The 13,929-nt window shown below is 51.8% G+C and carries 11 protein-coding genes and 3 pseudogenes; 5 read left to right on the top strand and 9 right to left on the bottom strand.

All coding sequences use genetic code 11. The features are described from left to right. Positions 1-308 precede the first annotated feature (308 nt). The 5 genes and pseudogenes from JMJ04_RS32810 to JMJ04_RS32785 all read right to left on the bottom strand — a co-directional run. On the bottom strand, positions 309-839 hold the full coding sequence (locus JMJ04_RS32810; RefSeq protein WP_007920348.1) for an AAA family ATPase: 531 nt from the start codon (positions 837-839) through the stop codon (positions 309-311). Between the two features lie 107 nt (positions 840-946). After that, a complete protein-coding gene (locus JMJ04_RS32805; RefSeq protein WP_236038707.1) occupies positions 947-1,585 on the bottom strand; it encodes a hypothetical protein in 639 nt (212 codons plus the stop codon). 551 nt (positions 1,586-2,136) lie between these two features. Beyond that, positions 2,137-2,340: a hypothetical protein gene (locus tag JMJ04_RS32795; protein WP_201374622.1), complete on the bottom strand. Its 204-nt coding sequence runs from the start codon at positions 2,338-2,340 to the stop codon at positions 2,137-2,139. Positions 2,341-2,482: 142 nt separating this feature from the next. Continuing rightward, positions 2,483-2,823 (bottom strand): annotated as a pseudogene (locus JMJ04_RS32790) (DDE-type integrase/transposase/recombinase); the annotation flags it as partial. 648 nt (positions 2,824-3,471) lie between these two features. Next, positions 3,472-3,669, bottom strand: a pseudogene (locus JMJ04_RS32785) (DDE-type integrase/transposase/recombinase); the annotation flags it as partial. 308 nt (positions 3,670-3,977) lie between these two features. On the opposite strand from JMJ04_RS32785, the gene JMJ04_RS32780 reads away from it, so the two are divergent. Further along, a complete protein-coding gene (locus JMJ04_RS32780; protein WP_201374621.1) occupies positions 3,978-4,511 on the top strand; it encodes an IS110 family transposase in 534 nt (177 codons plus the stop codon). Continuing rightward, a complete protein-coding gene (locus JMJ04_RS32775) occupies positions 4,512-5,159 on the top strand; it encodes a transposase (RefSeq protein WP_201374620.1) in 648 nt (215 codons plus the stop codon). Positions 5,160-5,358: 199 nt separating this feature from the next. On the opposite strand, the pseudogene JMJ04_RS47285 reads toward JMJ04_RS32775, so the two are convergent. Next, positions 5,359-5,518, bottom strand: a pseudogene (locus JMJ04_RS47285) (IS6 family transposase); the annotation flags it as partial. A gap of 51 nt (positions 5,519-5,569) precedes the next feature. Between JMJ04_RS47285 and JMJ04_RS32770 the strand changes: the two are divergent. Then, positions 5,570-5,758: a beta-galactosidase small subunit-related protein gene (locus JMJ04_RS32770; RefSeq protein WP_201374619.1), complete on the top strand. Its 189-nt coding sequence runs from the start codon at positions 5,570-5,572 to the stop codon at positions 5,756-5,758. Between the two features lie 59 nt (positions 5,759-5,817). Here the strand turns inward: JMJ04_RS32770 and JMJ04_RS32765 are convergent, their stop codons facing one another. The 3 genes from JMJ04_RS32765 to JMJ04_RS32755 form a co-directional block, all read right to left on the bottom strand. After that, on the bottom strand, positions 5,818-10,524 hold the full coding sequence (locus JMJ04_RS32765) for a DUF4132 domain-containing protein (RefSeq protein WP_201374618.1): 4,707 nt from the start codon (positions 10,522-10,524) through the stop codon (positions 5,818-5,820). 5 nt (positions 10,525-10,529) lie between these two features. Further along, positions 10,530-10,922 (bottom strand): hypothetical protein, encoded by a 393-nt coding sequence (locus JMJ04_RS32760; RefSeq protein ID WP_201374617.1) that lies wholly within the window; start codon positions 10,920-10,922, stop codon positions 10,530-10,532. Positions 10,923-11,088: 166 nt separating this feature from the next. Further along, positions 11,089-11,466 carry a pentapeptide repeat-containing protein gene (locus JMJ04_RS32755; protein ID WP_201374616.1) on the bottom strand — a complete coding sequence of 126 codons (378 nt, stop codon included), beginning with the start codon at positions 11,464-11,466 and terminating at the stop codon, positions 11,089-11,091. 367 nt (positions 11,467-11,833) lie between these two features. On the opposite strand from JMJ04_RS32755, the gene JMJ04_RS32750 reads away from it, so the two are divergent. After that, entirely contained in the window at positions 11,834-12,751 is a 918-nt protein-coding gene (locus tag JMJ04_RS32750) for a phosphotransferase enzyme family protein (RefSeq protein ID WP_201374615.1), read from the top strand. Positions 12,752-13,384: 633 nt separating this feature from the next. Then, complete coding sequence (locus JMJ04_RS32745; RefSeq protein WP_201374614.1) at positions 13,385-13,918, top strand: GNAT family N-acetyltransferase; 534 nt, start codon at positions 13,385-13,387, stop codon at positions 13,916-13,918. Positions 13,919-13,929: the final 11 nt, after the last annotated feature.

Raw genomic sequence — 13,929 nt, 5'->3', positions numbered from 1 at the left:
TCCAGCTCTTTCAGAGGAAAGATGGCAGTAAACCATTCAGGAGTAAGCTCTTCTGGTCCATGAGGGAACGATACCTGATGCATTTCTCTTCTCCCGCAAATACAAATGGTAATCCATTGCTTCTTCGCCTGTTCTCAAGAATACCAAAGCTCGGCTGAAAAACACATCGCCCAAAAGACCGATGTGCATCAAACGCAAAAGGTGTATACTAGACTTGCGGAAATGAGAACAGGCGAGTATACCGTGACAGCAAGTAAGTAGTGGCACGTCAGAGCATAATTGTCACCGGGACTATTGGGTATAACTTTCTACTTTTTGTTTGCAAGATTGGCCTGAACGTCTGCCATGTGCTCTGTAATGCGCTGTGCCGCGTCTGCTGGCGAGATGGTACTTACGTCAATCTTAACGGTATCAAGCTCATCATATAGTGGTATCCGAGCCGTGCTACGCTCTATGATGTCACGCTCGCGTTTTCCTGCTGATATGTCACGGTTCAGCCTTTCGGATAAAGCCTGTTTGTTGCTAACAAGCGAAAAACTATATGTTGTATAGTTATCGAGGTTGAGTTTGGCAATGAGATTGTCTAGTATCTTTTGCTCATGAAGCACCCAACAAAAAATAATGTTCTCAAACTCCGAACAAGCCAGGAAGCTATTGAGCAGATGAGTGATGTTACCCTCCACCATCGCTATTGTTTCGTCTGTCACCACAAATGGGTGCATATCCCAGCACCAGTCGCCATCAAGAAATACGTTCCGTGGAAGTATTTTCTGCAGTTCGCGGCAGGTGGCAGTTTTGCCAACGCCCATGGTGCCGCCTACGATAATAAGGTTTTTCATGAGATTTATTATCTCATAGACAATTATGCGTAGCTACTAGTGTTACTTGCCGTCATGGGATACTCGTCTGAGAACATTTTCAAATATGCTTTTTGTTTCTGCACGAGCTACCTAGTCGCGCCAAACTCAGGCAAGATGAGTTGCTCTGCCAAGACCACGACCTTGCCTGGCTTCGGACGCGCAACCGGCTCTGGCCTGCGTAGCGCCAACAGCCATTCTGTGTCCGAGATCTGCCAGAGGTCCATTTGAGGGCTATGGAAGTGCGTTTCCAAGCGCCGTGAATTCTTCACTGTGGTAATCTCCCCCGTCTTTTTCTCAACACCTAGTTCGTACAGAGCAAGCGCCGTGGCCTGATATTCCACCTTCAGATTGCCTTCGTAGACCCAAACCGAGACGTTCTCCCCGCTTAATCCGCGCTCGCCGTAAAACTTCCAGTGCTTAAATCTCACAAACCCATGCCGATCAATCTGGCGGGTAAACTGTGTGGCGTACAGCGCGCGCGAGAGGACCTCTTCAGGGACCGTTCGGCCCAGCACGCCACGGAGTACCGCCGCAGGGCTATGGCGCCCGTCCTGGCGCTCCCGGTGGGCAGAGGGATGCTCGATGTTGTAGTTGACCCACCAGGTCCGGTGCGCCTGCTGGATTTCCAACCAGGTACGCGCTTTCGCAAATGCGAAATCCGCTAATCTCATTTGTACCGCAAGTAACGTTTTCTGCATAATTTTGCCAGGGTTCTCCTGGGTCAATCCTCTCCTTACGAATGCCTAACATATCATACAGTTGAAGAGCTTGGGCACTGTAAAACTGACCGCCCCCGTCTGTGACCAGCGCTTCTGGAGTGCCGTAGCGGTGGATGGCCTCAGCTAAGACGGAAAGGTAGCCCCATTGGGTTTGTGTAGGAGTAATGGCTGAGGCCAGAACCATACGCGAAAAATTCTCAAGTTATGTGGACACTCGTGTCATTTCTCAGGTAAATTGGCGCGTTTCTCTCAGATAATTTGCCGACGATTGGCTTGAAGAGTGTATTGGGACGATTTTTCTGAAAAACTTCTCTCTCATAATATGGCGATGCAATTTCATCTCATCTCTTTGATGCTTTTCAGAAAAATGCAACGGCTCATTTTGTAAGCATAAAATGGCGTCCATTTCGGGCTGTTGCTTCGACCACGAGAACGGCGACAAGAAACAAATTGTGGCGGATTCCCGGTGAAGTATGACAATTCATATAGATTGTACGTACGTTTTGCGCCACTTGAGAACCACCCTGTCAGGCCATGAGATTGTTTGTCGTTGCTTTTCATTCCTCCCATGTCCCTGCCTCTCTGAGTGCTGATCTCATCAAGTGATAGGAGTACGTGGCGATCTGCCTGGATGAATACGGTCGTTCCTGCTCAAGCCACCAGACAATGGCTTCGATGAACTGCGCGCTGATGAGATTCGGGAGAAAACCATTTGCGAAGACGCTCTTCTCAGCAATTTGCTGATGGGTGAGTGCTCCCACTAGCTCCTGGAGACGCGTGCTCAGAATGTCGGCGATAAAAGTTCGGGTATTGTCAACTTGGCGAGAGAGCAGAAGAGCTTTTGGGGAGGAGAAAGGGAAAGGAGGAAAGAAGCGGAGGATTGGAGAGGATGATGTGCTGTGAGGCAGTTGCTTTCCCTCTGGCGACCTCGTTCCAGACCTGAAAGCGCTCCTGCATGAGAGCACAGTAGACCGAGGCGTGGAGAAGATGGCGTTTGGGCCGAAAGTGATCCAAAATCGGGCCAAACGCGGAAAGAAAGCGTTGGGCATGGCCCGGTGATTTGAACGCTCGCGTTGTCTGGTTGGTTGATGCGAACGTTCCGCCCGATTATTTAAGCCCTTGTGTTGATGGTGCTCAACGCAGGGCATGATCTCCCTCTTCGCCGCAGCATAACTGGCCAGTTTGTCGGTAATGATCACTCGTGGGACGTATTGCAGCCCCTTGAGCAGCTTGCGGAAGAACTTGTGAAGTAGGCGGCTGACGCGTTGCCTTGCGGTACGTTTTCATCCGCCCCTTCCCGAACCAGGGCTTGCTGCTTTCACAGCACCCGGCTCTCCAGTTCCTGCACCTTGACAATCGAATATCGACTTGGACTTACGCATCTCACGGCCTCGTCTTGCGATTGGGTTCAGTGCATTTCCCTGTTTCCCTTCCCCGTGTCTCAGGCGTTACCCTGAGCGGTTGAGTACTATGGAAACTCCGTCGTCATAGGCTCGCACCCGTAGACGATCCCGCATTTACGCGTATCAAACGTTGAGTACGTGTAGGTGCCCCGTTCGTTTCCTTGAACCAGATCACTTCTGGTCGTTCATCGGAGAGAGGGTTGCGCATATGCCAAGAATATATGCGTGTTCCGATGACATCACTTCAGATATGGTGTGATGAGCCAACGCTTAGACCACTGGAAACTAGGGTTCAGCCAATTCAGGTTTCACCATGCGTACAGGACTTGCGGTGCATCACAGTACATACCTTCCTGTTTAACCGCTTTCCGTGACATGCTGCTTTCCCCTTTGGGTTTCCCCGCCAGGTTGGTCAGGTGTCCTTAAGGTCATCTCCTCTCAACCTCATCCCTCTCAGAGGGAAATCTGATACGCGCCAAAACGGCGCACCTTGGCAGCATTCTTATTCCGCCGACTTTGGACCAGGATATCAAGCACGGTGCCCTCCTGGTCCACCGCTCGCCAGAGATAGTGGGGTTTCCCATTGATTTTGAGAAAGACCTCATCAAGATACCATTTGTCGCCAGTTTTGCCGCGACGACGTTTCAATTCATTGGCGTGCATCTGGCCGAATTTCGAACACCATTGTTAGAATGTTGTGGTGAAGGCACGTGGGTGGTATCCTCCTTCTGTAGAGAAGGTGGGAACGCCTCTGGGGAATGTGGTGTTTGGGCCAACCGAGGTTTCGGCATGAGACGTAGGAACTCGTACCATTGTTTGGTTGCCCACCCGGATCTCTCAACTGAGACTGGAGAAGACTTCAGAGCTCGTATCGGTGAATGCTCATCTCTTGCCCACAAACACGTGCCTCATAATGGCTTTGTTGAGACTGTGTTTTTTTCAAAAGAAGGGAACTTTCCATGCTTTCCGTTTCTGATTCGCCGGGGTGACGCGTTTTGTCGCCCTGGATCTCCACCGCACGTATCTGGTTGCCGGAGCTGTTGATGGCCACCAGAACGTTGTGCTGGCACCACGCCGTTTCGGCTTTGAGGCGTTCTGGGCATGGGCCTGGCGAACACCTGTTTCCATCCGATGCGGTCGTCTTGGAAGCAAGCACGAACGCCTGGGAGATGTATGATCGCCTTACACCTTTGGTGACCAGTGTAACCGTCGCTCATTCGTCAACGGTCAAATTGCTTGCCTCCGCGCGCATCAAGACCGATGCGCGCGACACGCTCAAACTGGCGCAACTCCTGGCTGCCCGTCTGGTCCCATCGGTCTGGGTTCCTCCGCACAACGTGCGGGAGATACGAACCCTGCTTTCCCACCGCCGACGACTCGTCTCTCAGCGGACGCAGGCATTCAATCGACTGCACGGTTTGCTTCAACGCCATAATCTGAAACAGCCCGAACACCAGCGGTTCCTTACGACTGTTACAGATGATGCCTGGTGGGACCAGCTGCCCTTGACCCTAGCAGAAACCTTGTAGATGCAACAGGATCGACGTCTTCTCCAGACCCTGCAAACCCTCATTGGCGAAGCCGATGCCCAAATCCATGCGTTCAGCATCCAGGATCCCTGGGTGAAGAGCATGCCCTTATTACTTCAGCTCCCTGGGTTTGCCGTGCTCAATGCCATGACGGTTCTGGCAGCCATTGGCGATATTCATCGGTTTCCTACAGCTCGGCATGTTGTCAGTTACGCTGGGCTCGCAGCCAGCATCCATGAGTCAGGCCAGACACATCGAGGAGGGAGGATGACGAAAGAGGGACGCCGCGATTTGCGAGCGGCATTGGTAGAAGCCGCGTGGATGGCGGTTGAGCACCATCGCGACTGGAAAGCGCGGTTTGAGCGACTGGCGAACCGCATCGGCAGGCAAAAAGCGATTGTGGCGATCGCTCGGAAACTGCTGGTAGCTCTCTGGCACATTCTTACGTACGAGCAGGCAGATCGGCATGCTGATGCCCAGGTGGTGAGTCGCAAGTTGCTAGCATGGATTTCTCGGACGGGCGTCACCCCAGGAAAACATCGTGCACCTGGAACACGAGCACGCTTGTTGCAGCACTATCTCCAGCAACTTGGGTTGACCACTGAGGCTGATGATGGTGGATCAGCCTCATTTCATCCATCTGGATAGGCAGTTTGATCCTTCTCATCTGATGGGCAAGGCTCGGATCCAACAACCTCTTTTTTATGCCACGTCAAGAGCAAACCAGACGAACGTATTTCCTCGCGTGGTAAGCATCCGCATGATCGTTTTTTTGGCGAAGGAAGTCAGATTAAGGATAATGAAGATCTTTCTGTTTTCTTCTTGACAAATTCACACATCGGTGCCCAACCGTTTCGTAGGTCAACACGACCCCACGCTCTGCCATCATCTCTTCGACATCACGGAAACGGAAGCGAGAAGCGGAAGTACAACCAGATGCAATGGCCAATTATCTCAGCCGGGAAGCGAAAGCCTTTGTAGAGGGATGCAGGTGCTTGTGTTTTCATGTATCTGAGTCTATCAGAAATTGGAGCCACTCAGCAAGTTGACAATACCCTATGCACACCTATGAATTAAGTGATAGTGGACGGCTGATCTGGCATCTGGACTATCGTCAGCACGGTATGGGGTCCGCCAGTTGTGGACCGGATGTGCTACCGCAATATGAGTTACTCTGCCAGGCGTTTCAATTTGCGCTCCGTCTGTCCCCATACTCGCGCGATCTTGTTGCTCCCTCTGTTCTGTAGGGGAGGAGCTTGTCTCCTCCCGAATTCCTCCCCTACAGAACCGGGATGGAATACCGGAATCAACGGCGAATCTGGCTGAGGATTGTTTTATCCTTAATTTTGCTATCCTCCGCCAGCAAGAATGCCTTGGAGAGTATGAGCGATAGCAAAGGATCGCCTTCGAAAGGCAAGAAGAAGCGCTCTTTCTCCGTCTTATGCATCTTTCCTCCAAAGACGATACATAGATACTGGTCCCCCGGTTGCATGAAGATATTGCCAGAAATGAGATGGATACGATAGGTATGCAAGTCACCGCGCACGGTGAGAAAGCGTTCTTCCAGTGAACATCGTTCGCTGATTGCCAGACGCGGCAACAAGCGTTCCAGGATCTGCCTTCTTGCTTCAATTTGCAGGGAAGGCGTCTCCTGGTTATAGGATTGCCAGTACTCTGCCAGTAATGAATCTCCATCATCATGACCATAGATATCAGTGCCTACGCTGGTGACGCTGACAAAGAGATCCACGTCGCGCATTATCTCTGAAAAGACAATGGGGGGAATCTCTTCCAGTGGCTTGAACTGCTGGTTGTGAAAAGGGCTGGTGATGGGCTGAAAGCGTACCTTCCTGGTCAAAAGGTGGCGTGGGATCTCTTGATCCTGGTATAGATTGCCGAGCGTGAATTCGGCACGTATTCCCGCCGATGGGATATCTATATAAGCCGGATCATCCTGGATCGAGCCAGAAAAATTGCTGTGCAGGGAGAATTGCCAGTCACGAGCACGGGCCAGAGCATTGAGTTGGTGCTGCTGGATAATGTGGTCCGCAAAACGGCGCGAGTAGTCGTATGTGTCCTGCTCTGCGTCCGTAATGGGATAGATTTCACGGTGCGCTTGCTTGAAGGGCTGTGTGATCTGTTGTTCCTCCAACCAGAGTTGCCAGAGCTGCGCCTCCTGGGGCTCACTCATGAGGGGATGCCAGAGAGTAACCTCACTCTGGGTAGGCAGCTCACAGGGCTGGCCCTGCGCGTTGACCAGTTGCCCATGTTGCCAGATGACGCGCCAGTTGTGTGCACCAGAACTGATCTGCCAGATGAGTCGTCGAGCCAGCACGCTGACCAATGGATGCTCCAGGTAACGTTCACGCCAGTCCTCCAGTGACCAGTGTCGCGGATTCAGGTACAGGCGCTCTAATCGGCCCCGTTGTGAGCTGATCAAGTGTTGCATATCGTCCGCCAGACGATCGACGGACTTGATCTCATCTTTGTGCTCACGCTTGAATGCGGTTGGGAGTTTCGTTTGCGGCTGACCGCTGGCATCAAACCAGAGCGGCTCTACTTTTCTTCCTCCTGCGTCTAGCTGTACAGTCCAATCGCCAACAGTGATCTGAAGCTGACCATCGTGCAGATCGAAGGTTGGGAGCATCAATTCTTCCAGGTCTTCACGACTCATCTTCTCACGTCTGGCAACGCCATCCAGTGCCTTGCCGATTTTTTCCTGATAGGAAGGCTGTTTAACATTTCTGCGGATGCGTTCTAGTTGACTGATCGCGTCCTTGCCGGGCATGGTCGCGAGCGTGAAGATGCCAGCATCTCCCACTTTGGGGCAGCGCGGTCCCTCACCCGGGAGCTTGCGATAGCCCTCAATAGCGGCATCGGCCAGGGTCGCAGCCAGTCCACGATCGCTATTTCCGCGACAGAGCCAGATCAGCCCACGCAAGATGTCAGAGTTATCGCCATCCATGCGGCCTTCCTTCTGGGTGCAGAAAAGGTCGATCCAGCGCCGTACGGTGGATGTGAGTTGCTCTGGCTCTATGGCTTCCGTGAGTGTGTAGGCCTGCTGCTGCCATTTGTCTGTAGGGGCCGTTCCCTTAGCACTGGCACACAGGTTCAGGATCGCGAGCCAGGGATCACGTTGCTCTGGCGTGAGGTCCGTCAGTTCGTCAAGAATAGCGGTACCCCAGCGATCGGGCAGCAAAGGATAGCTGAACTGTTGTCCCCGTTCGGAGAGCAGATCGCGGAGCAGGAGATGGAAGCGACGGGTATCCGGATCGGAGAGGGAATTTTTCGTCTGGTTGACTAACCACTTGATCTCGGCGCGACACTGTGCCAGCACGTCCGGTTGCCGCAGGAATGGCTCCAGTTCTTGCACGTATGGCCTGAGGGTATGGGTCGCGTAACGTATTCCCAGGAGATCATGCAGGAGCATATGAATGTCTTCAGGGACGAAGGGCAGCTGGTTGTTGAGCAAGGTTCCTATCAGGCAGAGATCCTGCTCTACCTGGTAGGTGTTTCCCTCTCTCCGCTCGGATTCAGAGCCGGGTTGGATGTTGTGTGTCTCTTCCGCGCTCAGGCGCAGGAGACGCACGATGCTCTGTGCGCCGAGTCGTTGCTGAATCAGGCGTGTAAGCTCGGCGTCTATATCCGGGGTGCCCGCTCCAAACTCCTCATGATATGCTGCCAGCAGTATGAGGAGCTCACTATCGCTGGTAAAGTGTCTGGTGTTGTCCTGGAGAAGATCTCTCAATGGACCCGCGCTTTGTGGGAAGAGGAGGTGGCGGATCAGAAGGCGCATTTGATTTTCCTCTATCTGTGCGCTATGCCAGCGGACTTGCGAGAGGTGTTCATAGAGAGGTGCTAACTCGTCCTGACAAAGACGTTCTAACTCTGACGGCTTGAGCACAGGAACGAAGGTTTTAAACAGGTCGAAGAGCCGTATATTTTGTGGGCCGTATTGAAATGTTCGATAATAACTTTCATCCAGCCCGAATAGCTTTGCGATGCCCACCAGGATACCATAGATATCCTCGTAGGTATAGGGCAGATCGTAGGTAAAGATAGCCTGGATAAGCAGAACGTTTTGCTTGTAGTGTACGGGGTGGTGATTGGAATAAGAGTCTGGAGGGTTCAGAGTGGATGTATAGCCATCGAGCAATGCTTCCTTGATCAGGTGAGCTTTGATCTGCTCGCTGGCCTGTTGACTGATAAATTCAACCACATATGGCCTGTTGACCAGGCCGTCTCGCATCTCCTGATGATAGGCGACCAGGATGGCACGTGCGTGCTCTTCTGCTGATGACTCGGCCTTTTCGGCATCGTCGCGTAGCAGCGGAGCAAGGCCGGGAGGATTCCCGGCGTAGCACAGGTCCGCGATTAAGAGGTACAACGCGTATGTCTCCTGGCTTCCATTCAAGAAGTAGTCTGTGTAATCTGCTTCTTGCGACCAGGCGTAGAGTGTATGGAGCTCTTCCTGTACATATTCGTGGATAGCAGGCTGTTTGATGGCGGGTGCGATGGCGTGCAGAACTGCCGTGATGCTGATCGCCCATTGCAAGAAACGACCTCGTTCATCGAACGTCAAGCTATGGGGATAGTTATGCAGATTGCGTAGATTCTGGTTGCTATAAAATGTCACGCAGCTGTGCAGGATCGCACGAACATCTTCTCTACTACAGGTGAGGGGTGTAGAGGAGAGAACTGTGACGAGATTCATATCTCGCTCTAAGAGACTTCTACTCTGGATTGTGGTGCTGATGACACGCGCTTTAAGCGAATCGCTGAGGGTATCCCTCATCTGCTGCAAGAGAGGATGATCCAGAGGCGGTATGTGCTCTCCGAACTCGCGCTGGTAGGCGGCAAGAAACGTGTCCACCTGTTCTGCATCTGGCATCTGGTTTTCTTGATAGGCATGAAGGAGCGCGGCGAGTCCATGTGAATTGCCGGGAGAGGACATCGCTGTAATGGACTGTCTCAATGCGTAGATTTTGTCTTGCATATAGCTCATTTTTTCCTGTGCCAGACGAGCTTCAAGTGTTAGCAGCTCTGGCTGGTTACGGAAAGATTTGCCTGATGCTTTAAGGATAGTGAGCGCGTATTGCAGTAGAACGATGCCACCTCTGCGGCCATTGCCGAGTTCTCCACCGTGCGCAAGGATGTTCAGGATGCGCTGAATATCTGCATCGGTCCAGGGGAGATCATCTGTGATGAGCGCGGCTACTATCTCCCGGTTATTATATGTAATCTCATCCGATTGAATACCTATACCTTCCTGTAAGGCAAGGAGAATCATACTCTTTTTGACGGGCGGGCTGGCTTGTCTGAGCAACGCAAATACAGGGTGGTCATATTTGTAGAGCCTCAGTCCGCGTAGCTCCTGGTGGAGTATAGTGAGTAAGACTTTGGCTTGCTCGTCGCTATCGGGTGCATCCCCGCTGGCATATCTGCGTAATTGGAAGATAAGGCCGGGTGCGTCGTCCCCAAAGAGCAGCGCTTCGAGCTGTTGTCGAAGCTGGTAGGATTCGTGGAATGGTTCAAAGGTGCCCCAGCGATACACATAGGTATAGAGTGTTTCGCATTCGCTGCGACAATAGTTGAGAATCTCTGGTTGCTGCAATGCCGGTACAAAGCTGCTCAGCAGGTGCAAGAACGGGGTCCGTGCACTATCTGAGTGATATTCCACCGCGAGAAACGATTGGAACACGTCGTTCACAAGGGAGAGGATGGCTTGCAGGTCTTCCTGCTGGTATGGCACGCCTCGTTCGCTGATCGCACTGAGAAGAGAGAGGTCTGAAGCAAACGTTTTATCATCGCGTATCTTGTAGGGTTCCAGCCGATGTTTATAGAGGACTCTCTGGATATCGTTCAGTATTACCTGGATGAGGTGGCTATATTGATTGTCATCGATTTTTTCGATGATGCGCGGACACTGCTGGCTGGCTTTGCTGGTACGATGAGCCTTATCGTATTCTGTGAGGATCTGTTGAAGCGTTTCCAATTCCTGTTCATTGATCATCGTTGTTAGCCCCCCACCAGTGGTACAAGTTTGAAGAAGGTGACGCTGCTCTCCGGCGTGAGCAGGATCGGGCTGTCGAGCTGTGTTACCTGTCTGGTATCGACGATCACAATGTAGCTTCTTTTCCCGAAGGCTTTGATGGCTTGCTCATATAGTAATTGCCAATCGAGCTGAGGCTGGTTCTCTGTTACTGCTTCACTGTGGTTCTGGTCGGGTGATGGTGGGATCAGGCAGAGCTGTCGGGCACGCTTGCGGGCGTTGTATTCGGTGACATCCTGATAGATGCGGCTACGAATAATCTCGCGGAGCGTACAGCGTTCTTCAAATATCTCAAGCTGCAAGGGTGGTTGAATTTCCCCTTGCAGCGATTCGTTGTTGACGGTGATCGTAATTGACATACAAAAATCTCCTGATAATACTGTTCTCTGAGACTAAGGCGCAGAATTTATGTGAAGAGGTATTTTTTGTTTCTGCTTATGCTTCTATTCTTTCCATTGCATTATAAATCGGAAAGGGAATAGGCCGACGCAGATTTCTGAATGTATTGAAATCGTTGCGCTTGCTTTAGCCCTCATCAGTAGTTTTGACCGTAATACCCAGTCCTCGGACGATAGCGAGCGCCTGATTTGGATCGATGATCGCACCTTTGAGCTCACGTGGGCCCACGCGTGCACCATCGATCTGCGAACCACGTAGATCGACACCTGTGAGCCTCGTTCCTGTGAGGTCCGCATTGCGGAGATCGCAATCGACGAACATTGTTCCTGAAAGATCGACCTCCATGAAGTTGACCTCACTCAAATCGCAGTTCTCGAAGCGTACCGCCTTGAAGCGTGAGTAGGCGAATTGGGAAAAGCCCGCATGGCAGTCTTTAAAGGGAACATCCTGGAACTGTGCTTCACCACATTGCCAGCCAATCAGATGGCAACCGATCAGTTCCAACGCGACTCATACTGGCCTCGGTCCACTGGGCGTTGGCAAGGTCACAGACGGAGAAGCGACTATCGAGCACCTGAACTTTTTTGAAGAGCGTTTTATTAAGATTCACATGTTGAAAAAGCATCTGATCGAGGGAAACATGTGCTGCCTCGTATTCCTGATATTCTGCGCGGGAAAGTGACCGTTGCGTGTAATAAGCGTAATCAAGGAATGATGTATCTGGTAGTTGTGGATTCTCAGAATAAAATTCGTTTTCCAATCAGATAACGGTTCTTGGACACATTCGGTGTGCTGCTCGTTAGGGAGAAGAACGTTTTTGTGAAGGAACAGGCTCATGGAGGTCCTTGAGTCGAACGGAAAGGAAAGCAACATGCACTTTACTTTGCCGGATGCAGCTCTGGTTTCGGCTCTGACTGCCTGGTCGCTTCCCCAGCTATTGACGCTCACCCGCATTCGCGGAGGGTTTACAGGGGATGTCTGGTATGTGGATACCAGCCAAGGACGCCTCGTGGCCAAATTTGCCTATGAGGCCCAGGAGGCCTTCGAGGCTGGGCTGCAAGCTGCTGAGATCGTCGAATGTGCTGGTATTGCGAGTGGCGCACCGCTGCGAACCGTGGCAGGGGAACGAACCGTCATGCTTGAGGGACCACCGACCCTCTTTCATCCTTTAGCCCTGCTGCATTTTGTTCCAGGAGAATCCCTAGACGTTGAGCAGCCAGCAAGCGCGTACCTCGCAGGTTCCCTGCTGGGGCGCATCCATACCATTCTGCTTCGTGAACAGTTCAGACCACAAAGCGGTGACCGCCTCTTTGCCTATCTGAAAGAAGAAGCGGTGGAGGTGAATGCTCAGATTGGCTTGCCTATGCTACTCCAACAAGCAGTTGAGGCTGTAGAAGCCTTTGAAAAACGCACCCAGGTCACTTACGGAACACTGTATGGAGATAGCTTGCAAGTGCTCTATGACCGAGAAACGCATCGGGTGGGTCTGATTGATTGGGGAACGATTGGCTGGGGACCGCTTCTGTTCGATGTGGCTCTTGCAACAGAGCTTTTCTCGTTCAGCCAGGCTCAAACTGACTATTTCTTGCAGAGCTATCTGGCTAAAGCCCCGATTGAGCCCCAAGAGTTGGAAGGGCTGAAATACTATCAGGCCTTGCGCTATGCGCAATTGGCAAAGTTCTTCGCCTGGCGTCTGGCACATCAAGCGACTCTCGGTAATCCTGATCCCCTAGCTAATGAATTGGCGCTAAGAGAAAACAGAATGGCACTTGAGCATCTCCTGGAGTAATCGCTCGCTGTGATACCTCTTCCATCTATCCTTTCTGAGGCAGAAGAGTATCACATGACTCCTTCTCTCCACTGAGCGCATCTGAGAGGCACACTGAATGTGTCCAAGAACCCAGATAACTGTTCCAGAGATTTCTCTAGATCGGCCTGTAAAGCCCGAATACAGGGAAGACCACGCCTTGCATTTCTTGCATAAATATTCCTGGCCGTATTTTCAAAACGAAGCAGGCTCTGACACAGCTTTGGGGATAAGCTGATCCTTTAAACGGCTTGCTGGAAGATATGTGCCTTTCTTTCGGGAAGATGGACAAACCAGATGCCCTGCTTTGATGATGGCTCTTCCTGATAAAGGCTTGATGAGAGCCTAGTTGGATGGTATCCTTTTGTGGAAGAGCCTAGTAGTATACAGATAGGAGCCGTGCAAGCATGTTCTATTGACGCTGTTGGGATCTGATCTCTCTTCAAGGAAACTTCTGGTTTTATCCTTTTCTCTTCTCCATTACCCATGAGTGTACATATGCTGCGCTGTGTGTGCGTCCTCGTGCTCCTCCTTACATCTTTGCACCTTTTGTATCCTTCAACGTTTTTGTAAAGGAAAAGATGCTCAGATATTCTCTTCTCAGGAGGAGATTCTATGTCACTTCAGCTTACCTTGCGTTCCGCCCACGATCTTTCAACAAGCGAGCAACAAATCATCATTGATGTCTGCACCCAGGCGTATGGAGAGGATTTCACAACTGTGCTCGCCCAGTTCCCTGACGCTCTGCATCTCCTCGCATACTGGGAAAACAAGCCGGCGAGCCATGCTTGCTGGGTGACGCGTTGGCTTCAGCTAGATGGGCTACCACTTTTACAAACCGCCTATGTCGAGGCAGTAGCAACTGTTCCCGCCTTTCAGGGCAGAGGGATCGGAAGTACTGTGATGCAACGAGTGGCGACGGAAATCCAAGACTATGCGTTAGGAGGGCTGTGTGCCGCCCACGAACATATCGGTTTCTATCAACGTCTCGGTTGGGAGAGGTGGCGTGGGCCAAAGGCGATTCGTACAGTCGAGACACTGATAGCTACTCCGGATGAGGACGTGATGATCCTTCGTACTGCGAAAACGCCGTCTCTCGATGTTTCCACAACGATTACCGCAGAGTGGCGTGAAGGGGATTTATGGTAGAGAGCAGTGCA

This window comes from Ktedonobacter robiniae, from assembly GCF_016587375.1.
Taxonomy (GTDB): Bacteria; Chloroflexota; Ktedonobacteria; order Ktedonobacterales; family Ktedonobacteraceae; genus Ktedonobacter; species Ktedonobacter robiniae.
Note: the sequence above shows the minus strand (reverse complement) of the source record. Positions and strands in the feature narration are given on the sequence as shown.